General features: G+C 47.7%; 1 protein-coding gene. It reads left to right on the forward strand.

Annotated features, from left to right (window positions below; all coding sequences use genetic code 11):
* The coding region (locus tag CVH10_RS26980; protein WP_219924993.1) for a hypothetical protein at window positions 1–258 on the forward strand (258 nt) is incomplete at both ends.

A 258-nucleotide genomic window follows, 5' to 3' on the forward strand; every position in this document is an offset into this window, starting at 1 on the left:
TTGTTAGGGGACATATGGGAAGGGAAAATTGGCTATGGTGTTTCTCGAATATCCTCCGAATTTGAGAAATTACTGAACCTCCATTTGCAACGAGGCTCGGCTGAGACGTTGCCAATGGAACCGGCTGATAATTTGTTGCTGCAATTAGGGGCTCGGCTGAGATGGAGTGATGAACATGCCGATGGTGGGTTTGCTTCAAATAGAGGCTTGTGGAGTTTGACCGGCTGGTGGTTTAAATTGCAAGTAGGGGCATGCCTT

This window comes from Halomonas sp. ND22Bw, from assembly GCF_003011945.1.
In the GTDB taxonomy this organism is placed as follows: Bacteria; Pseudomonadota; Gammaproteobacteria; order Pseudomonadales; family Halomonadaceae; genus Halomonas; species Halomonas halophila.